The sequence below is a fragment of the Paenibacillus radicis (ex Xue et al. 2023) genome (assembly GCF_024722015.1).
Classification (GTDB): domain Bacteria; phylum Bacillota; class Bacilli; order Paenibacillales; family NBRC-103111; genus Paenibacillus_S.
Map to the genome: position 1 here is coordinate 142,349 of NZ_JANQBD010000003.1, position 20,799 is coordinate 163,147.

At 43.4% G+C, this 20,799-nt stretch carries 17 protein-coding genes; 4 read left to right on the top strand and 13 right to left on the bottom strand.

Annotated elements, in window-relative coordinates; translation table 11 throughout:
* Window positions 1-198 precede the first annotated feature (198 nt).
* Genes NV381_RS05460 through cydC form a run of 4 tightly spaced genes read left to right on the top strand, consistent with a single transcriptional unit; the run spans window position 199 to window position 6,176 of the window.
* Window positions 199-1,602 (top strand): cytochrome ubiquinol oxidase subunit I, encoded by a 1,404-nt coding sequence (locus NV381_RS05460; RefSeq protein WP_258212262.1) that lies wholly within the window; start codon window positions 199-201, stop codon window positions 1,600-1,602.
* Window positions 1,589-2,605 carry a cytochrome d ubiquinol oxidase subunit II gene (gene cydB / locus NV381_RS05465; RefSeq protein ID WP_258212263.1) on the top strand — a complete coding sequence of 339 codons (1,017 nt, stop codon included), beginning with the start codon at window positions 1,589-1,591 and terminating at the stop codon, window positions 2,603-2,605. Before NV381_RS05460 ends, cydB begins: the two co-directional genes overlap by 14 nt.
* On the top strand, window positions 2,605-4,344 hold the full coding sequence (gene cydD, locus NV381_RS05470) for a thiol reductant ABC exporter subunit CydD (RefSeq protein WP_258212264.1): 1,740 nt from the start codon (window positions 2,605-2,607) through the stop codon (window positions 4,342-4,344). The genes cydB and cydD overlap by 1 nt, the downstream gene beginning before the upstream one ends.
* A complete protein-coding gene (cydC, locus tag NV381_RS05475) occupies window positions 4,341-6,176 on the top strand; it encodes a thiol reductant ABC exporter subunit CydC (protein WP_258212265.1) in 1,836 nt (611 codons plus the stop codon). The genes cydD and cydC overlap by 4 nt, the downstream gene beginning before the upstream one ends.
* Before the next feature lie 213 nt (window positions 6,177-6,389).
* On the opposite strand, the gene NV381_RS05480 is transcribed toward cydC, so the two are convergent.
* The 13 genes from NV381_RS05480 to NV381_RS05540 all read right to left on the bottom strand — a co-directional run bounded on the left by NV381_RS05480 (window position 6,390) and on the right by NV381_RS05540 (window position 20,737).
* Window positions 6,390-7,304: a tyrosine-type recombinase/integrase gene (locus NV381_RS05480; protein WP_258212266.1), complete on the bottom strand. Its 915-nt coding sequence runs from the start codon at window positions 7,302-7,304 to the stop codon at window positions 6,390-6,392.
* Window positions 7,305-7,462: 158 nt separating this feature from the next.
* Complete coding sequence (locus NV381_RS05485) at window positions 7,463-8,269, bottom strand: VanW family protein (protein ID WP_258212267.1); 807 nt, start codon at window positions 8,267-8,269, stop codon at window positions 7,463-7,465.
* Between the two features lie 45 nt (window positions 8,270-8,314).
* Window positions 8,315-8,815 carry an NUDIX domain-containing protein gene (locus tag NV381_RS05490; protein WP_258212268.1) on the bottom strand — a complete coding sequence of 167 codons (501 nt, stop codon included), beginning with the start codon at window positions 8,813-8,815 and terminating at the stop codon, window positions 8,315-8,317.
* A gap of 51 nt (window positions 8,816-8,866) precedes the next feature.
* Window positions 8,867-9,325, bottom strand: a complete 459-nt coding sequence (locus NV381_RS05495; RefSeq protein ID WP_258212269.1) for an NUDIX domain-containing protein — start codon at window positions 9,323-9,325, stop codon at window positions 8,867-8,869.
* Between the two features lie 22 nt (window positions 9,326-9,347).
* The gene (locus tag NV381_RS05500; RefSeq protein ID WP_258212270.1) at window positions 9,348-9,851 is read right to left on the bottom strand and encodes a DUF6933 domain-containing protein; all 504 of its coding nucleotides are present in this window, start codon (window positions 9,849-9,851) and stop codon (window positions 9,348-9,350) included.
* 344 nt (window positions 9,852-10,195) lie between these two features.
* On the bottom strand, window positions 10,196-10,396 hold the full coding sequence (locus tag NV381_RS05505; RefSeq protein WP_171651489.1) for a cold-shock protein: 201 nt from the start codon (window positions 10,394-10,396) through the stop codon (window positions 10,196-10,198).
* A gap of 248 nt (window positions 10,397-10,644) precedes the next feature.
* Entirely contained in the window at window positions 10,645-12,789 is a 2,145-nt protein-coding gene (locus tag NV381_RS05510; RefSeq protein ID WP_258212271.1) for an MMPL family transporter, read from the bottom strand.
* 37 nt (window positions 12,790-12,826) lie between these two features.
* Entirely contained in the window at window positions 12,827-13,972 is a 1,146-nt protein-coding gene (locus NV381_RS05515) for an NAD(P)/FAD-dependent oxidoreductase (protein ID WP_258212272.1), read from the bottom strand.
* Window positions 13,973-13,995: 23 nt separating this feature from the next.
* The gene (locus NV381_RS05520) at window positions 13,996-14,709 is read right to left on the bottom strand and encodes a methyltransferase domain-containing protein (protein WP_258212489.1); all 714 of its coding nucleotides are present in this window, start codon (window positions 14,707-14,709) and stop codon (window positions 13,996-13,998) included.
* Window positions 14,702-15,853, bottom strand: a complete 1,152-nt coding sequence (locus tag NV381_RS05525) for a type III polyketide synthase (protein ID WP_258212273.1) — start codon at window positions 15,851-15,853, stop codon at window positions 14,702-14,704. The genes NV381_RS05520 and NV381_RS05525 overlap by 8 nt, the downstream gene beginning before the upstream one ends.
* A 188-nt stretch (window positions 15,854-16,041) precedes the next feature.
* A complete protein-coding gene (locus tag NV381_RS05530) occupies window positions 16,042-17,604 on the bottom strand; it encodes an FAD-dependent oxidoreductase (protein WP_258212490.1) in 1,563 nt (520 codons plus the stop codon).
* Window positions 17,605-18,248: 644 nt separating this feature from the next.
* Window positions 18,249-19,640, bottom strand: coding sequence for a sulfatase-like hydrolase/transferase (locus NV381_RS05535; protein WP_258212274.1), 1,392 nt, complete (start codon window positions 19,638-19,640; stop codon window positions 18,249-18,251).
* Between the two features lie 92 nt (window positions 19,641-19,732).
* Window positions 19,733-20,737: a Gfo/Idh/MocA family protein gene (locus NV381_RS05540; protein WP_258212275.1), complete on the bottom strand. Its 1,005-nt coding sequence runs from the start codon at window positions 20,735-20,737 to the stop codon at window positions 19,733-19,735.
* Window positions 20,738-20,799: the final 62 nt, after the last annotated feature.

The window sequence follows — 20,799 nt, forward strand, 5'->3', positions numbered from 1 at the left end:
TTCTAGGCTGCCGTTGTTGTTATAAGACTATTGGCTTTACTTATTCTGCCTTCACAAAATGGTCGTATTTTCAACGCTATTCATAGCTCACTATGTGATTAAAATCACATAATCTCTTAGCTTAATCTGCCAAGATAAGAGCATGAGAACGAAGCTCGTTGTCCCCCAATCATTTGAAGAAAGTGAGGATCTATCATTATGGATTTAATTATGCTTGCACGCACGCAATTCGCTTCAACGACCATTTTTCATTTTTTCTTTGTCCCAGTTTCAATTGGCCTCGCCCTCCTGATTGCTATCATGGAAACGATCTATGTGGTCAAAGGACGGGAAGAATACAAGCAAATGGCACAATTCTGGGGAAAGCTTTTTCTGATCAACTTTGCCATCGGGATTGTCACTGGCATTTTGCAAGAATTCCAATTCGGTATGAACTGGTCCAATTATTCCCGCTTTGTGGGTGATGTATTTGGAGCTCCACTCGCAATTGAAGCGCTGCTTGCCTTCTTTATGGAGTCCACCTTCATAGGACTATGGATTTTTGGCTGGGAGCGCCTCTCGCCTAAGCTTCATTTACTTTGTATCTGGTTGGTTACGCTCGGCACTTCCATGTCAGCATTCTGGATTCTGGCTGCCAATTCATTTATGCAGCGCCCGGTCGGCTTTACGATAGCCAATGGACGTGCCGAGATGAATGACATTTTTGCACTATTAGGGAACGGACAGCTGTGGGTCGAGTTTCCTCACACCTTGCTTGGAGCTTTTGCAACCGGCGCCTTCCTTGTCACAGGAATCAGCGCGTGGAAGCTGCTAAAAGGCCAAGAGATGTCCTTCTTCCGCAAATCTTTTCAGATCGCTGCACTTGTAGGGTTGATCGCTTCCGTTGGTGTTGCCTTGTTCGGTCATCAGCAAGCTCAATATTTAGTCAAAACCCAACCGATGAAAATGGCAGCTAGCGAAGGCTTATGGGGAAAAAGCGGTGATCCCGCTCCTTGGACCGTAATAGCAAGCATTGATCCAATCAAGCAGAAAAACAGCGGTGAAATCAAAATCCCTTATTTGCTGAGCTATTTGTCACATAGCCAATTTTCCGGTGAGGTAAAAGGAATGCTTGAGCTGCAGGCCCAATACACCGAACAATATGGGCCAGGCAACTATATTCCACCTGTCCGCACAACATTTTGGAGCTTCCGAATTATGGTGGCTGCAGGGTCGATTATGATACTAGTGGGGATGTATGCCATCTATTTGTGGGTACGCCACAAAATGACGAAGCCTGCTAACTGGTTCATGCGAATAATGGTCGCTAGCATATCACTGCCGTTCATTGCCAATACCGCTGGGTGGATTATGACCGAGATCGGACGTCAACCATGGACGGTCTTTGGACTCATGCGGACGGAAGACGGGATCTCGCCAAGCGTATCCGCTGGTCAGGTGCTCTTTTCCCTGCTATCGTTTACAGCCATATACTCAGTGCTTGCCGTTATAATGGTGATGTTATTTATTCGTATCATTAAAAAGGGACCTTACGAGTCGACCAAGTCAACTCATGAATCAAGCGATCCATACGATAAGGAGGGGTATCATGCTATCTCTTAACGAACTTTGGTTTGTTCTGGTTGCCGTATTATTCATAGGCTTCTTTTTCCTGGAAGGGTTTGACTTCGGAGTCGGCATGTCCACCTCCTTGCTTGCCCGCACCGACGGTGAACGCCGAGTGCTTATTAACTCTATCGGGCCTTTTTGGGACGGCAATGAGGTATGGCTGATTACTGCAGGTGGAGCGATGTTCGCCGCTTTTCCTCACTGGTATGCCACGATGTTCAGTGGCTATTATACACCTCTGGTTCTGGTGCTTCTCGCCTTAATTGGACGTGGAGTTGCATTCGAATTCAGAAATAAGCTGGAAAATACCCAGTGGAGGAAAACTTGGGATGTCGTCATTTTTCTCGGCAGCCTTCTGCCTCCCCTGCTCCTTGGCGTTGCCTTTTCCGGTATGATAAAGGGGCTGCCCATCGGCAGCGATATGGAAATGAATGCAGGTTTTTTGGATATTGTGAATGGCTACACTCTGCTTGGCGGGATTTGTGTCGTTGCTCTTTGTCTGTTGCACGGGCTTATGTTCATTACCCTGCGCACTACGGATGAGCTGCAAATACGGTCACGTATGCTGGCAAAAAGACTGCTGCTCCCAACCGCCTTCTTGCTCATTATGTTTGCATTTATGACTTACTGGATGACCGATCTCTTTGAGCAGCATAGTGCATTGTTAACTTTAACTGCTGCGCTAGCCTCAGTAGCCTATCTACTTGCCAGCTTTTTTATAAACCGCAAGAAGGATGGATGGGCATTCGGCATGACTGGTGCTGTAATAGGCTTATCAGTCGCATCCGTTTTTATCGGTCTTTTCCCGCGAGTCATGATTAGCTCCATCGACAGCATGTTCAGCTTAACGATATATAATGCCGCATCTGGAGCTTATTCACTCAAAATTATGGCCATTGTTTCCTTGTCCCTTCTGCCCTTTGTACTAGGCTATCAAATATGGAGTTACTTCGTGTTCCATAAGCGCGTCCATGAAAAGGATCATCTGGAATACTGATGGATCGTACACTCCTGATGTTCAAGGGAATAAGGGCTGTCTTGAGCATCGTAACGGTATTCACACTGATTCAATGCTGCAGCATGATAGTAGCTGCCCAAGCTTTGGCCGACATTATCTCTGAATGCTTCGCTGGAGCTGCTATTGAAACCCAGACAAGCAAGCTGCTCTTATTCGCCTTGGCGTTTGTAGTCCGCCATACGATGACGCTGCTTCAGCAGCGGACTTCGCATCGATTTGCAGCGATAACAAGCGAAACTATGAGACGCCGTCTGATGGATAAGCTGTTTCAGCTCGGACCAAGATTCACAGGTGCTCAAGGTACAGGAAGCCTCACAACACTTGTGCTTGAAGGCGTAACCCAATTTCGCAGCTATGTGGAGCTAGTCATTCCACGAATGATCGGAACAGCGGTTGTTCCTGCCGTGCTTCTTATTTATATATGTTTGCAGGACACTCTTGTTGGCTTGATTCTTACTATAACAATGCCTATCTTGATCGTATTTATGATCTTGATCGGGCTTGCAGCGAAAAGTCAGGTGGAAAAGCAGCATGACTCCTACCGGCAGCTGTCTAACCATTTCGTAGATTCCCTTCGGGGAATCGAGACATTGAAATTTCTCGGACAAACCCGCAATCATGCCGCAACTATTGAGAAAGTTAGTGACCGGTTTAAATCGGCAACAATGCGGACGCTCAAAACGGCTTTCTTGTCCTCCTTCGCCCTTGACTTCATTGCGATGCTCTCTGTAGCATCGGTAGCGGTAAGCCTTGGGTTGCGACTCGTGAATGGGACTATATGGTTAGCCCCTGCCCTAACGGTACTAATACTTGCACCCGAATACTTTCTTCCTATTCGCATGCTGGGCTCAGACTATCATGCTACACTGGATGGCAAAGAAAAAGGAGCTGCCATGATGGCGATCCTTCAACTGCCATCTCAGCCTTTGCCTCCCATCGATGGAAAAAAGGAGGCCTCCTATGGCACATGGAATGAAGCCAGTCATCTGACACTATCGTCAGTTGGAGTGAAGCATGATGAGGCAGCGCCCTATTCTCTCGATGCGATTACCCTGAAATTAAGCGGCTATGGAAAAATTGCCATAATCGGCGAGACCGGTGCGGGTAAATCAACCTTGCTTGAAGTAATTGGCGGTTTATTGGAGCCTTCATCAGGACAATTAACATGGGATGGCTGCAAGTTAACCGATAAGTTCAGGAATGAGGCTTGGCGAAAGGAAACCGTCTATATGCCGCAGCATCCTTATTTGTTCAGCGGCACTCTATTGGACAATATTAGATTTTACCGACCCGAAGCTACGGTGGAAGAAGTAAAGCAGGCCGTGTTCAAAACAGGCTTGACTGGATGCATCGATAGCCTCCCAAATGGCTTGGAAGAGCTGATTGGTGGAGGGGGTAGGCCGTTAAGCGGCGGGCAAGCGCATCGCATCGCGCTCGCCAGAGCTATTCTAAGTCAAAGACCCGTCCTATTATTGGATGAACCGACTGCACATCTGGACATAGAAACGGAGTATGAGCTTAAAGAAGCGATGCTCCCTATATTTGAAAACAAGCTCGTGCTGCTCGCTACCCATAGGCTGCACTGGATGCCCGATATGGATCAAATCTACGTCCTGGAACATGGAAAGCTTGCAGAAGCTGGTACTCACGAACAATTGCTTGCCCGGCAGGGCTTGTACTATCGAATGATGCTCTCGCAGCTTGAGGAGGTACTATGAAAGAACGATGGCTTCTCCCCTACTTACGCTCCTATTTGGGCTCATTTCTAATCATTATCGGATTAGGCGTAGTAACGCTGGCAGCGTCGGCTGCTCTAACCTTTACTTCAGGTTATCTTATATCGAAAGCGGCTCTCCGTCCTGAAAATATATTAATGGTTTATGTCCCAATTGTTGCTGTCCGCACCTTCGGCATCAGTAAAGCTGTGCTACACTATGTCGAGCGATTGGCAGGCCATTCTGCCGTATTGCGCATCTTATCATTAATGCGGGTAAGGCTGTTTCGGATACTTGAGCCGCATGCATTGAATTTCTTCTCCAAATTCCGCACCGGGGATCTTCTCGGAATATTAGCCGATGATATAGAGCAGCTTCAGCATCTGTACCTGCGCACTTTGTTCCCAAGTGCGGCAGCGCTCATTCTATATGGGGCAATCATTGCTGCACTTGGTACGATGGATGTAAGCTTTGCCTTGCTAATAGCTATCTATTTAGGGCTTATTGTATTTATACTGCCCGGAGTATCGCTGCTGATCATGAGACAACGACAGAACAAAATCCAGCATTTCCGAGGATTGCTGTATCACAAATTAACGGATGCCATTCTTGGAATGGCCGATTGGACAGGAAGCGGCAGACAATTGGATTTTGTTAAAAGCTATGAAGCGGATCAACAAATCATTGAAGAAAATGAACAAGCCATTAAGCGGTGGGAGCGATGGAGAGCTTTTATAGGACAATGTATCGCTGGACTTACCCTGCTATCCGTCCTCTTTTGGGCATACAGCCAGGTTAAAGGCCAACTAGTTCCCGTCACATGGCTGGCTGCTTTGGTGCTGGTTGTATTTCCTGTTACGGATATTTTCCTGTCTGTACTTTCAGCAGCGGATAAGTTACCTCAATATAAACGCTCGCTTTCCCGTCTTCAAGCTATCGATCGATTGAGGGCTCCCTCTTCTGAAGAAGATCATGGCGCAGCGCCGCTAGATGATCCATCTCAGGTTAATTTGGAAAGCATTCATATCCAATTGAACAACGTGTTTTTCAAATATGATCAGACCGATTCATGGGTTGTGAAAAATCTGAGCCTTGACATTCCACAAGGTAAAAAAATAGCTATAATCGGACGCAGCGGAGCAGGCAAATCGACCTTGTTCAAGCTCCTGTGCGGGGCATTACTGCCAAGTAAAGGAAGCTTAACCATCAACGGTCAAGAAATAAACAGTTTGCACCAGTTGCTGGGGCGGCATATCGCCGTTCTCAATCAAAAGCCCTATTTATTCGATACAACCGTAGCCAATAATATTCGACTCAGTAACAAATCCACTGATGAACACGAGCTGCAAGAAGCAATTGCACAGGCCAGGCTTACCCGCCTTCTACAAGAACTGCCTCTTGGCGAACAGACAATGATGCATGAAGCAGGCAGCCGCTTTTCCGGAGGCGAGCGTCAGCGTGTAGCACTGGCACGCATATTATTGCAACAATGTCCTGTAGTATTGCTGGATGAGCCGACTCTGGGGCTTGATCCTGTAACTGAAAGGAAGCTGCTGTCCACCGTATTTCAAACGTTAGAGGGCAAGTCACTTATTTGGGTAACACATCATCTGGTAGGGATTGAACGTATGGACGAAATTATTTTTATAGATGATGGGGAAGTTGTGATGCGCGGCACCCATCAGCAGCTTTATGAGCAAAGCTCCAGATACAGAAAGCTCTATGCTCTCGATAAACCATTTCTTGAAAATCTGAAACTGAGTCGGAGCTCGTCACAAGCTAAGGCTGAGCCCGCATTCATTGACCCGCATAATCAAATTCATACACTAAAATAAGAGGGCAAGTCGAATGCATCCATTCGATCTGCCCTCTTTCTCATTCATTCAGGAATACAAATATTTTCCTTTCAAAAACTCTTTTATCTCATTTTCGGTAACTGTTCATGCCAAAATTCATTCCACACCGTTACTTGAATTTTTTTCGCCATTAGGAAAGCCCACCTTCTCAGGTGGACTAAAGCTTATCTCTTCCTTTTGGATTCCAAATAATCAACGAAATTGGGGTACATAGGGGACAACTCGACTCATAGCCTCTTGTTTCTGCTTATCACCGACATGGGTGTAGATTTGAGTTGTTTGTATACTTGAATGCCCCAGCAATTCTTGCAGCGTTCTTATATCTGTCCCCGCGATCACTTGTAGAGTTGCAAAAGTATGTCTCAGCTTATGACTGCTAAGTGATTTGCCTTGAACTTCTCTATATTTCTTTTTAAACTCTGAAAAGTTCGTTTCAGCAATCTTCTGTATCATTCGAATTGTAATGCGCCGACCAAACTGAGAGATGAAAAAGGCTTGCTCCGTATCCTTTTTCGGTTGAATACGTTCATCCAACGCCAAATTTAGTATATAAACCAATTGCTCCGGAAGTGGGATTGTCCTCCATTTCCTCCCTTTGCCATTGACCTTCAAATCATGGGTCGATTGATTGAAATCGGTCAGGTTCAATTTGCTCAGCTCACTGACGCGCAGCCCGGCATAGCTCATTAGAAGAAACATAGCTACATTTCGTATCTGGTATTTTCCAACAATGGATTCAATGAAATTAGATAACTGCGTTTCCTCTAAATAGGACGGGATCTGTTGTTTTTCAACCTTTGATTTTTTTATAAGTAATGAGGGATTGATTGAAACATACTTGTGCTCAACCAACGCATTAAAAAAGGTGCGAACAGATGATAAATAACGATTTCTTGTAGAGTCTCCTGCCCCCCTTTGTCTTACTTGGGTAAGGAAGCGCATAATGTCGATGGATTCTATCTCTGTTATCGATTTGGGGGCAATTGCTTCTAAAAACTGCCGCGTATCCCCCAGATAGGCTTTTTGCGTTTGAGACGTAAATCCCTGATCCTTCATCCATATATCGAAAAATTGTATCAGTTCATCATCCAAGTAGTCTTGATCCATAATTTTGGGTCACCTTTTCTTTGCAATTAAGTAAACTTAGTGGTCATTTATACTTTAAAAAATAGATATAAAACGAAATTACGTGAAACAATGGTTTAGCGTAATTTTTATTCGAAAAAAAATGATTAATTTCTTGCTATAAGCCCTTATTTTTCTCGTTATTTAACTCCCGCTTCTAAAAATGGTTGATACATCATTAGAGCGTGATTTTCGGTAATATATTGATCGTCAACCAATTCCTTATTTTCATTAAACACTCGTCGATAAATAAGATTATGTCTCATATAACCGCCCCAATATTCTTGTGTAATTTTATGATCTCTTTCGTAGATCTCATAACTATTCCGCGGCTGAGCAACCGTCTTCCATTCACCCACTAATTGATCCTCTGTTAAATAAATTTGTAATTGATAGGGCTGTTGGGTAGAATTATATATTCTTAAATCCAAATAATTATAGGCACAGGTTGCTCCGCTGCCGAATGGCTGACTTCTATTGGAATCGGGGAAAGCATCATAACTATGACGATGTCTTTCTGAAATTTCCAAGGGCGTATGCAAAGTCATCCAATAGATCAGATTAGATAATTGACATAATCCCCCTCCCACTCCATGCTTAAACCCACCGTAAAATAGGACCATTCCGTTCACATATCCCTTTTTACTCGTTGGACGACCAATTAGTTTCCAATAGGAGAAAGTTTCACCTGGATTAATAACTATTCCATTGATTTTTTGTGCAGCTATTTTGAGGTTTATGATCTTATTATGCTGAAGCCACATATCTACTTCTTTCAACTGTCTGAGTAATGGGGTCTGATGCTTCATTATCGTGAAGGGTAAGGGATTTGCCTGAAACCCTTTTGCGAAATGAATTTTCCCAAAATACCATTCCAGATATCTCTTACAGCTATAATAGATTGTGCCTAAGGTTAGTCTTAGCTTTGATCTTTTTATAGGCTTCAAAGGATCTCCCCCCTAAATTAACATCCTTCCAAACTCTTCGTTCTGCTAGAAAGTCACAGTTTCTTTTATGGCAGCCCATTGTATTTGCGGATTTAAGTCACTATCAACAGTCACAGTTCCAACAAAAATATCATCTGTTTGCGGATTCTCTAAATAATGTTCGATAGTAAATTTAATAATCTTGGACGTATGTAAGCTTAATAGATCATTCTTATCTATCCAGAATAATTCTCCTTCGTCAGAAGCAATATAGTTCATATGCTTGGTATCCCCAAAATATACATACTGCTGTCTAATTTCTCCACTGTTACTCTCTATCAGTATATATTTAAGTCTAAAATTCTCAATATCACTCTGTATAAATCCTGTTTCTTCTTCAATTTCTCTAAAGCTGGCCTTCATCGGAGAATTTAGCTCTTCATAGTCAAGATGTCCCCCAATACCGCCCCAAAATTCAAAATGAAACAGCTTGCTTCTAGCTTTTTTCATCATCAATACTTTGCTTTGATTACTTAAAAATGCGGTAGCCATCTGTCTTACTTCCATAACTATCTTCCTCTGCTTCTCTTAATTATTTGCAGTATGTAGATTACGAAATTAGGTCCTTAAAAGTGTTGTAATATTCTTTTTTAAATCTTCAAATACTGGTCTTTGTACTATGCTTATATTGTCAATTTCAACTTCTTCTATGTTCATAAATTGTAATTTTAGCGATTCTTTATTAGTATCATTAAATATTAACGTTATATCGTCTTCGGCCACTCTACCTTCTAAATCAGCCTTGGCATTAAAAATAAACATAACAAAAACAACTTCATTGCCATCCGGATAGCGATATTTCATCCTCGATCCACTATAAACCGTATAAAGTTCATGTTCACTTACCACTAAACCAGTTTCTTCGAGCACCTCACGTCTCATAGTCTCTTCAATGGATTCACCAGCCTCCATTGCCCCTCCAGGAAGTCCCCAGTTGCCATAGTCCGATCTTTTTTGAAGTAAAATTCTGCCCTGCTTATCCCGGATGATGGCTCCACCTGTAACTAAAGTTCGCATTTTTGAATAGTCCTCTCAGCTATTAAGAACCATGATATTCCTTTATTAATTCATTAAATACATCTATGGGTTTCAAATAGTCTATCGGTTTATATATGATTCTATTGTTTTCCTTGTTTAGTTCATGAAAGTCAGGGATAGCCCCTCGCGAGTATATGCTGTCCATTAACTTAACCGCCTCGACCATAGTCCCGAGTACACTACGATTATTCGTATTAGATATTTTTATATCCGATATCTCTCCAATATACGAATCCATCCATTTTTCCTTAAAGCCTTCAACGAGCAAATAGTCCTTAAGTGCACTTGAAAATATATTTTTTATATCTTTGCCCTGATTACCTCTAATTTTCGATATGGTAACACTTAACCGAGACTTATCGTTCACAAATATAATGTATTTTTTTCTATTCATAATAAAATTATTGGCATGCCAGCTGTACATTTCATCCTGTTCAATATTTGGCAAGGCATCTACATTAGTGTTCATTTCTTTCATCAATGCTTTGGTAGGTCTTATAATCATGTAACTTGTTACCTCATTTCAATTCTTTGTAATGACTAGCTATCAAATCAGCACATCACTCATTGTACCATATACAGGTATTATGAAGCACGAGCTCATTTGTCAGGACTTACTGGGACAATAGTTACTATATAACTAAAAAAAATCCGCGCTGGGCGCGGACTTTTATTATAATATCATACTTTATAAGTTTTCAGCGGAGCTGAAGAAGTTTGATATTGCAAGAAAAGATACAGCTTAGACACGAATGTCTCTTCCTCGAAAGAACTTCGATCAGAAGCTTTTCTTATACTATGCCTTAGAATAAATAAAAAACCTGCCGCTAAGGGCAGGTTTCGGTTTAATTACAATTTTACAACGTTCTCAGCTTGCGGTCCGCGTTGGCCTTGAACTACGTTGAATTCTACACGTTGACCTTCGTCAAGTGATTTGAAGCCGTCGCCTTGAATTGCGGAGAAATGTACGAATACGTCATTTCCACCTTCTACTTCGATAAAGCCAAATCCTTTTTCTGCATTAAACCATTTCACTGTTCCTGTTTCCATTTTAAATGACCTCCAAAATTTTATTTAACATGTATTTTTCTAAACAAACAAAAATCACACATTGGAAAAAGTACCATTAGACAAATGATAACCTTTTTCAATATGTGAATTTAAGGTTTAACTTTGTTTGTATGGACATCATATCATAAGGACAAACCCAATGCAACCTTATTTCGAAAAATTTTTCTACTCTGGCTGAAAACCCACAAAGATACAGAATTTGAGCTATATATATTATGAATATTATTTTATTGTAACCATCTCGGCGCCCACCAATTCCATCTGCCCATTAATCTCATTAAAGATGGAACCAAAACCATTCGGATCACTGTAGCATCAATCAAGATCGCTGCTGCTATGCCAACCCCCAGCTGTTGCACTCCAATAACTTCTCCGAAAGCAAAAGGTCCAGTAACAGCAACCATAATTGCAGCTGCTGAGGTTATGATTCTGCTGGTTGAAATCACTCCTACAAGCACCGCACGGTCATTATCTCCTGTCTGCCTGTATACCTCGTAGATTCTTGACACAAGAAACACACCATAATCCATGCTGACGCCAAACGCTAATCCGAAAATAAATACGGGAATCATTATTGCGATACTAACCGGCTCCATTCCCAAGTTGCCTTCCACAAAAACCCACACCAGAAAACCGAACGATGCACCCAGACTAAGAAGATTCATAAAAATAGTTTTAAATGCAATAAGAACGGATCTAAAAGCTGCAAACAATACGATAAAATTGGAAACTAAAATAAAGAGGCACACATACTTAAGGTTGATAAATATTTCATCAAATACTTCTTGTTGGTACTTTACTTCTCCACCCAACAGGAATTTAATGTCTGAAGATTCCCCTTCCCGTTCCCAATGCCGGACCCAATCCATCGTATCCTTGGATGTAGACGTACCCTGCAAAGTCACATGCACGAGCATTCGGTTTCCTTTTATAAATGGTTGCAGCGCGGGTTCATATTTCTTTTTCATAATTGGATTTTGGGAAAGTGCATATCCCTGCTCAGGCAACATCTTCATGCTGGAAAAAACCGAATCTATCCGCTGAACACTCGAATCGCTTTCTAATTTTCTTATGATAGCGTAGGCTTTTAACCAGTCATCTTTAGTGAAGCTGATCGCCTTCCCTTGAATTACCATATAAACCTGTGAAGTTGAAGGAGTTACAAAATGGGTTTGATAGCTTTCAGCAGCCATTCGGGAATCGTAGCCAAGTGGCAAGGATGAAGCATCCGGAATAGCTAATTTCATCTTGTTTAACGGCAGCAAGCAGCTAATCAACAATAATGAAGCCAAGAGGCACATTCGAACAGGTCTTTTCATTACAAACAGTGCTATAGAATACCAAATATTTGTTTTACGAAAATTCGGCACAGACTTACTTTCCGCTTGAATAGCTGGCCACAATATAAATAATAGCGCTGGGAGCAAAGTAAGGGTTAACAATACCGACACGAATAGTACTGTCATAGCCCCCATAGCAACTGTAGTAAACATAGGAAGTGGAATAAGCAGGAGACCAAGCAAGCCTAGAAACAGAGTAACCGCTGAAACTAAGACAGCCCTGCCAGCGGTCTTCATGGTTATGATTAATGCTTGATCAGCAGCATTTTTCTCTAATTCCTCACGAAACCGACTGACTATCATTAACGCAAAGTCGATGCTAAGAGCCAGCCCTACCATAGGAATAACATTTAACACAAAGTTAGATAGGTCGACTACGGCACCCATCCAATACATCATTCCCATGGTGCCAATAACACCGGTCACTCCAATAATAATGGGAAGCATAGCGGAAACAATGCCTCCAAATGCAAACCAGAGAATGACGAAGGCCGCCGGTATTCCTATCATTTCGGCTTTTTTCAAATCATTCTGGCTAGCCTGGTTAACATCCGCCTGAATCACAGGTTTTCCAGTCATTTTCACCACAAAATCTTTATTTTCTGGCAATCGCCTGCGAACTTCTTCAAGCACTGGCTTCATTTCATAGGGCTTATGTTCAAATTCAAGAACGGCATAGGCCAAGTCCCCGCTGAACATCCCCTTATTTTCCATCGGAGAAGTTACTTTGCTTAACCCTTCCATCCCTTGCAGCTGAAGCAAGCTTTGCTGAATGAACTGATGGAATGGCTCGGAAGACAGATGTCCTTTGTTTTCAAACACTAGAATAATAGGATTTTCTAGAATATGAAAGTCTGAAGACAACATATGTTGAACTTTGATAAAGGCCCCGTCCGGTGTTAAACCATGATCCTTTAGGACATCAGGCAGCTTAGAGGCATAGGCTCCGAAAAAAGTGAAGAACAAAACCCAAATGAGGATGATTGATTTCGGATATCGAAGGGAGAGGCTTGCAAGCTTATGATATCCCATGAGTAAGAGCTCCTCTAATAACAGATTTGCCGTCAATCTAATACTCAATTTCTTTGATCCTGGTCGCTTGAACCATGCCTGAGGCCAAGCCCGGAACGAGATTCGCTAATCCCGGAAGAAATCGGGGCATAACGGGTAAACCTAGCAGCCATTGAAGAAAACGTCCCCACCGTAAGGGACTTTTGAACTCTCGTTGAATAGACAAAGCGTATCGATGCTGCCACATGGCAAGGGACAGCTCCCCGCGCAAATAGCTATCCGCTAGAGGTAGGCTTAGGCGGGCGGATCGCAGCGCCATCGACATTCCATCTCCGCAAAGCGGCGGTATCATAAGTGCTGCATCCCCTATTAGGGGGATCATATCCCATGGATTAGGCTTGCGGCTTAGCCCAACAGGAGCAACGGCTGCCTGAGTGCCATCGATCGGAGTGGCTTGCCCCAGCTTTTGATAAAGCTTGGAGTTCCTTCGAGCGGCAGCGTCAATCAGCCCCAAAATCGTTTTTTCACTGTCTCGAAAAGCATTCTGTGTCAGTAGTGCGGCAACATTGACGAGACCGCCTTCTATCGGGGAAATGCCCATATAACCTCCGGAAAAAAAATAGAGCTCTACAACCGGCTCCATTTCAATGCCCATATAATGGGATTTGACTCCCATATATGTATTTTTCGCCGCACCAACAGGCCTATACCCTGGAAGTCCTGTACGATGGTTGGAGCCCCATGCTGCAATAACAGCCCTTACTTTAACTTTATTTAGGGTCCCCTCTTGTTTGGTCTCAATCATGTAGCCATTGTCTTTGGGATACACGGCGGTGACCGTTGTTGACGTCTGTATATGCACGCCTGAGCTTAGCGCTGCTTTGTGAAGAGCTGGGTCAAGTGAGTATCGGCTCACGCCCAAAGCCAATCCGGTTAAAGGAATTTCTACAACATCTCCGTGGCTAAAAATTAATCGTATCCGATTGATATAACTTGGATTCAGTGATTCAACAGATTCCAGCAAACCAAGAGTATTCAATGTTTTTTGGGATTCTGGGGAAAGAAATTCTCCACAAACCTTGTGGCGGGGGAATCGCTGACGATCGATTAATACAGTATCCCATCCCCTGTCTGCTAAAGCTTTGGCCAAGCTGCTGCCGGCGATACCTGCGCCAAGAACCGCTACATCCGGGATGCGACTCATCCTTTTCAACTCCATTAATTGAATTATTCCTTATTTTTCCGAATGATGACTACATATCGAAATAACGGTCTCCAGGCATAACACATTCGCGTCAGGCCCAATGCTTTCCCGAGCCGCTTCCAGTCTGCCGATCGAAATCCTTTGGCCACAGACAGAGGTCCATCATGTAAAATATACCGGTTATTCGAAATCAAGCGTGCAGTAATCCACACCGCTGCCCAAGCAATCCAATGGCGATGAATGTCATTGATTACAACACCGAGTTGAGACGTCTTTAACATTTTATCTACTACTGCCGGAAGCTCCTCGGCTGCAAAATGATGAACAAACTGCGTTCCCGTTATCACATCCGCATAAGCATCCGGCAGAGCAAACAAATCATGCTGCATCACGTGAATCCGAGGTTCGTTAAGAAAGAGCTGCTTAGCCTCTTCACAAGCCTCCTCAGTTATGTCGACTAATGTAATCTTTAAATCAATCCGATTCACATCGGCCCACTGCAAGAGATAACGATTTACATCCCCGGACCCTGATCCGATATCCAGAATGGATAATCGTGATGGCTTGCCTGCCTCCGCCCATAATTGCCGGACACCATACAATGTTGGCTTGGCAGCACCGAAGATTCGATTAAGCCGTCGAAGATGCTGCAACGCTTCCCGAAGCTCCGGCCCTCCTATTGAAAAGTCATCCATCAATTCCAATTCAATCGCCCGGTGTCGCAGCCATCTAAACAATTGCGCCACTTAGAAGCTCCTTGTGAATGATGGCGGAAGGAAGATAATTAATCTTGATCATCTCTGCCGTAAGCCCAGGTCCAAATGCCAGAGCTATTCCACTCGTCGGTCTGGATCCGACTCGTGTCAGCTCTTGTCTTATCTCATGAAGCACGAACAGAATGGTGGCAGAGGATACATTTCCGTAATTGCGAAGAACGTTAAGGCTCGGTCGGACTTGCTCATCCGTGAGCTCAAACCTTTCCTGCAGTATATCCACAATCCCTCTGCCTCCCGGATGAATAGCCCATAGGTCTGGATTTCCCTCTTCACCGAACATTCGTTCCACTTCGACGGGAATCATCTTGCCTATCAGTTTAGGAATGCTCGGGGACAAATAAAGATCAAAGCCGTAATCACCTAATTCCCATATCATTTCATTGGCAGAATCCGGCAGAAGAACGGTATGTTCTCTGCCTAATTGAAAAATGGCTTTATGATTAGGTCCCGGGGTGCCTACAATACAAGCTGAAGCACCATCACCAAAGAACGAAGTCGCGAACAAGGATTCCCGTACACTGGAGGGTTGAATGTGAAGTGTGCATAACTCTACACAAACAATTAAAACTTTGGCGGATGAATTCCCCGACACAATCTGCTTCGACAGGCAAATGGCCTTCAGCCCGGCAGCACAGCCGATAAAGTTAAGCGGAAGCCTGTTCACTGTAGCGGCTAGTCCTAACTGTGTGACCAAGACTGTATCCATACCAGGAAGAAATTGCCCGGTGCAGCTGACCGTAATCAAATGAGTAATTGCAGAAACGTCGACATCTCCATCCAATAAAGCTTTTTTCGCAGCCTCCAACCCCAACGGTACAGACTCTCTTTTATAGATTTCCATTCGATCTGCGGTTGTAGGAACGTCATCTAGTGAGTTACGCGGAAAATAACGGCAATCTGAGGCCGATTGAAGTAAGTTAGGTTCACAAGTGTAGCGTGTCTCCACACCGCACTGCTTGAATATTCTCTTCGCCCAGCGTGCAGAATCAGGCGTTTCCTTTAAGGCTTCCGCCAGTCTTTGTGCTGTATCAGCTTGATCGATCCGATTAGCCGGTACAGCCGTACCCATTCCCAGCAGCGCAATGATTGGATCAGAATGCTCCATTTGGTTGTATCCATCCCCTCGCACAATTTCCTACTATCCAATTAACAGTCGGACATGTTATTAAACATATATATTCGTTTATTCTTTTCAATATGACGTTAAGACGTTAGTCGTTATTTATAAGAAATAAATATCAAAAGGCAGCCCCATTGTATGGAACTGCCCTATGATTGAATACAAATAAACCTCTAAGCTTCAATTATTTTTAAAGGCCTTTTAGCTGGTCCTTCCAGCACTTCACCCTTGTATGAAAATCTTGAACCATGGCATGGGCAATCCCATGTACGTTCTCCATGATTCCACTCAACTTCGCATCCCATATGAGTGCATGTGGTGTCCACCATATGTAATTGACCTTGCTGATCCCGGTAAGCCCCCGCTCTGTTTCCATTTACTTTAACCACGGACCCTTCATCGTTTCCTAAGTCCTCAGGCAATTTGTGAATCATTTCAAGCTTCCCGGTTATGAAATGTTTGGCTACATCTGCATTTTGCACGATGAACGTTTTTATACTTGGATCTGCATGAAATCTGCCTGGGTCGAACAGTTCTTCGTAGGGACTTTCTTTTCGTGTAACCATTTTTTCTATTAATAAAGCCGCCGCTGTACCTGTAGTCATTCCCCATTTCTTATATCCCGTGGCAACCAGAATATTAGGAGTATCTGCTGAGGTTCGCCCTATGTACGGCAGCTTGTCCAATGTAGTCAAATCTTGAGCTGACCACCGGTAAGCAATTTCTTTTAAACCAAAATGCTCTTCTCCAAAAAGTTTCAAAGCTTCATAATGCTTAATCGTGCAGATTCCTTGCCCCGTTTTATGATTCTCGCCTCCTATTAATATGAATTGTTCTCCATTGACCGTTGCAGATCTGAGGGATCGTTTGGGATCTTCCGCACTTATATACATGCCTCCAGGATAGTCTTTGTTTGTTCTAACCCCTAGTACATACGATCTCTCAGCATACATCCTGGCAAAGTAGAAACTCCATCCATCTATAAAAGGAAAATGGGAGCATGAAACGACATGACCGCATGTGATTTTGTATCCATTGCTTGTTATGACAGCTGCCAGGTTCCCTTTCTCAACATTAATGGCTTCTGTATATTCATAAATTTGTCCGCCTTGTTTGATAATTTGATTGACTAAAAAAGTTAAATAGGCAACCGGGTTAAATCTGGCTTGATTGGGCATGACAACGGCGGCTTTGGTTTGAAAAGGAAGCGGCGTTTGATCTACGTAAGAACCAGGTATTCCCAATGCCTCGTAAGCTTCGAATTCAGCGGTTATTTTGTTCACCTGTTCATCTGAATTTGTGTAAACATAAGCATCTTCCTCTGTAAAATCACATGAGATTTGATGCTCTTGTATGGTCTTCTTAATAAATTGCAAGGCCTCTGCATTGGCTTCGTAATAATGTTTGGTTTGTTCCTTGCCGAAGTGAGAGATGAATTCATCATAGATCAGATCATGCTGTGCAGTGATTTTGGCCGTAGTATGCCCCGTGGTTCCTGTAAGCAGTTGTCCCGCTTCAATTAACGCCACTTTGAGTCCCTGTTTGGAAAGAAGGTAAGCAGTTGTAATACCGGAAATTCCCGCACCAACAATCGCAACATCCACTTTGATATCCTGTGTAAGCTTAGGGAAGTTTGGGACATTAGTAGAAGCGAGCCAATAAGATTCTGGAAACTGTGGAAGGTTTAGTTGAGGTATGGATTGTTCAGCCATCGTAGTATGATCCCCTTCTGCCATTTTTTTCATAATATATCCATTCCTTGTTTTTTATATACGAATGGATGCATAGCAGACCGACCACAGCCATAACTGCTGTATCCCGGAAGTGAAGGATAGCGGAAGTGTTTGTTCCTCTACTACCTGAAAAGCTCAAAAAACAGAGAAATAACGGAACCAGCTTTTCCGTTATCTCTCTGTTTTTGTGCATAATGCTCCTATTGGATCAACATAACGGAATTCCTGCTTCCGCTATCACCCCAATTTGGAGGTGGAAGACGAAATAACGGAAATTTTGTTCCGTTCAAATCCATCTGGGCCTATTAGCTTCGCCGCTGTCCGTATAAAATCCCCACAAGATCATGCAGTCTCTTGAAGATCTATGATCTTGGGCTCTTGGCAAGTAAGTGTGGTGAGGCTCGCCAATTCTCACTCCCATTTTATGTAAAATGAATTTTTCTCCACAAGATTCACCTTACATAAAATGGTAAAAAACTTCATCTCCTAAGACTTGCTTAATTAGTTTACATAACATTATTTATGTTAACATAATTGCGAGATTCGATCCTCCCCGAACAGGATTCCCTACAAAACTCGCACTTCCCACTTTTCCCAGTTGTAGAAGGAAGATTATATGCATCGGATTTGGCTGCCTAACTCAAATCTTACAACTTATTACTTTGCAGCAGCTGGTTCCTTATCCATTCATTACGCACCAATCCATCGCCTTCCTTGTAAAGCTGATGAAACAGCAATCCCCTGTACTCCTTAATTAATTCCGTACAACTTTCATCATAAATAAGGTTGGTAAGTTCGTATGGATCTTGGATCAAATTGTATAATTCATCGACATCCGTTGTGTTCCAAATATATTTCCACTTCTCCGTACGCAGCATTCTTTGGGTGAACAAGCCAAATTGTTGACCGTTATAGGTCGAAACCACTTCCGTCCTCCAATCAGCAACGGACTCATCTTCCTTGAGGAGAGGAAGCAATGATCTGCCATGAAAGAATGACGGCGCCGGCAGTTCCAGAACTTCCAATAAGGTTGGCGGGATATCCAACATATTATAGACGAACTGGTCGCATCGATGTCCCCTCTTTGCTACTCCCGGGTATTTAATAATAAGCGGAACTTTTACTACATCATCATATAAAATATAATGTTTATCCAACATCCGGTGTGAACCGCACATATCGCCATGATCGGAAGTGAGGATGACTATTGTATTCTCCAATGCTTTAGTTTGTTCAAGAGCTTGCAGCACCTTTCCTATTGCATCGTCTACTTGACTGATCATACTATAGTACCGGGCAACAATCGGAGCCCAATCCTCCCAAGTAAAATCTTGAATTTGCCAATTATACAGCTGCTGCCGCTGGATATATGGTTTATTGTTGAAGGTTTCGTTAAATCCTCCCCATTGCGGGATATCCTCAGGACTGTACATGTCTGCGAATTTCCCTGAGGGTCTGCAGGGAAGATGGGGCTCGGTAAAATGAAGCTGCACATACCAGGGATCTTCAGATTTAACCAACTCCCGAATAGAAGCACTTGCCTGATCAGCGAGCCAACGGGTTTTGGAATGCTCTACTGGAATGGGATCACGTTCACCGAAGTAACCCGCATCGTATCGGACATTAGGATAGGATCGCGCTATCAGTTCCTTATATCCATCATATCCAATATAGGTATCATATCCGTACTCTGTAGGAGGCAGCGTTGGATGTACATCCCATTTACCGAGGAAAACCTTTCTATAGGAGTGATTATTCAAATCCCTTGGCCAAGCATATTCCGTAGGCTCCAAAGCTGGAATGCTCAACCCACTGGTATAATTCCATAGGGCTCCAAAGGCTTCAGGGCGCCGTCCATTTATCAATGCCTGCCTGGAAGGACAACAAATCGGGATTGGAGTATAAGCATTCGAAAACCAAACACCCTCCGAGGCTAAACGATCAATATTGGGTGTGTATACAGGATATTGCTTCCCCGCACCAACACAATCATAACGGAGTTGATCAAGCATGATAAACAAAATGTTTGGTTTATTCAACCTAACCCCTCTTTTCCTTCAACGCTGTCGCAAAATACAAATCGTGCAAACCCAAGACTCGGGAAGCCTCGATGCCACAATTGTTGTCACAATTAACTGTCACCATGCACATCAACCACATTCCCACCGGACTGATGGGATCGTATAGCAGCTTCGATTACTTCCTGCGCAGCTAATGCCTCCGCCCCTGAGCCTTCAATCTCTGAGGGAGGGACATTCTGCTTGAGCTGCTCAATGAACCGTTCGATCCGATTGCGAAACGTATCGTTGAAGCCCTGCATGCCTCGCATTATTGAGTTGCGCATAACCATCGTTTCGCTGCTTTTATGAGGATATAAGGTGATGCCTTCATACACGTTCTCTATCACGAAACGTCCTTCCGTACCAGCTGCCTCGCACCACTCGATCGGATGCAGCATGGACATGTCATAACTGCCTGTCAGATGTCCGACGGCTCCATTGGCAAATTCCAAATTAACACTGGCTGTAGACCATGTCTTGCGACCAGGAGCTTTATTCATAAAGGCCTGCACCCGCGCCACATCACCAAAAAAATAACGCATCACATCGATCGAATGAGGATGAAGCGCTCTCATATGAAACCACTCGGTGAAATCAGCTTTGTTATCTATCGTAAGTCTCATATTGATAAACAACGGCTTGCCCAGTAAATTCCGATTGATCCATTCTTTGCCCTTCTCTGCGGCCGGGGTAAATCGGTGGTTCAAATTACAACCAAAACGTACACCTTTTGCCTTTGCAGCTTTCACCATTATTCTGGCTTCTTCGATGCTGTTAGAAATCGGCTTCTCCACAAGCACATCCTTACCGGCTTCGATGGCGAGCATGACCGGCTCATAGTGGTGACTGCCTTTTTCTACTCCTCCAGTAGCAACACAAACCATATCTATTTCCTCTTGATCCAATAAACTTCTGAGATCCGTATAAGCCTTTACCCCATAGATCAGGGAAGCTTCCCTGACACGTTCCTCCATCAAATCGCAGACGGCTACTAATTCAGTGTCTGGATGCTGGCTGTAATAGCGGCAATGAATTTTGCCTATGTTATTGACTCCGACAACGGCTACCCGAATCATTCAAATCCCTCCTCGAACAATTAAATCTACACAAAATCTAACCGCACCACATTAAGCAGGTG

What these genes read in the sequence shown, in the direction of transcription:
- NV381_RS05490 (WP_258212268.1), bottom strand. Translation starts at nt 8,815, where the DNA reads ATGGAAGTAAGACAGATGGCTACCGCATTTTTAAGTAATCAAAGCAAA.
- NV381_RS05525 (WP_258212273.1), bottom strand. Translation starts at nt 15,853, where the DNA reads ATGGAGCATTCTGATCCAATCATTGCGCTGCTGGGAATGGGTACGGCT.
- NV381_RS05510 (WP_258212271.1), bottom strand. Translation starts at nt 12,789, where the DNA reads ATGGGATATCATAAGCTTGCAAGCCTCTCCCTTCGATATCCGAAATCA.
- NV381_RS05495 (WP_258212269.1), bottom strand. Translation starts at nt 9,325, where the DNA reads ATGCGAACTTTAGTTACAGGTGGAGCCATCATCCGGGATAAGCAGGGC.
- NV381_RS05515 (WP_258212272.1), bottom strand. Translation starts at nt 13,972, where the DNA reads ATGAGTCGCATCCCGGATGTAGCGGTTCTTGGCGCAGGTATCGCCGGC.
- NV381_RS05530 (WP_258212490.1), bottom strand. Translation starts at nt 17,604, where the DNA reads ATGGCAGAAGGGGATCATACTACGATGGCTGAACAATCCATACCTCAA.
- NV381_RS05500 (WP_258212270.1), bottom strand. Translation starts at nt 9,851, where the DNA reads ATGATTATAAGACCTACCAAAGCATTGATGAAAGAAATGAACACTAAT.
- NV381_RS05480 (WP_258212266.1), bottom strand. Translation starts at nt 7,304, where the DNA reads ATGGATCAAGACTACTTGGATGATGAACTGATACAATTTTTCGATATA.
- NV381_RS05460 (WP_258212262.1), top strand. Translation starts at nt 199, where the DNA reads ATGGATTTAATTATGCTTGCACGCACGCAATTCGCTTCAACGACCATT.
- cydC (WP_258212265.1), top strand. Translation starts at nt 4,341, where the DNA reads ATGAAAGAACGATGGCTTCTCCCCTACTTACGCTCCTATTTGGGCTCA.
- cydD (WP_258212264.1), top strand. Translation starts at nt 2,605, where the DNA reads ATGGATCGTACACTCCTGATGTTCAAGGGAATAAGGGCTGTCTTGAGC.
- NV381_RS05540 (WP_258212275.1), bottom strand. Translation starts at nt 20,737, where the DNA reads ATGATTCGGGTAGCCGTTGTCGGAGTCAATAACATAGGCAAAATTCAT.
- NV381_RS05505 (WP_171651489.1), bottom strand. Translation starts at nt 10,396, where the DNA reads ATGGAAACAGGAACAGTGAAATGGTTTAATGCAGAAAAAGGATTTGGC.
- cydB (WP_258212263.1), top strand. Translation starts at nt 1,589, where the DNA reads ATGCTATCTCTTAACGAACTTTGGTTTGTTCTGGTTGCCGTATTATTC.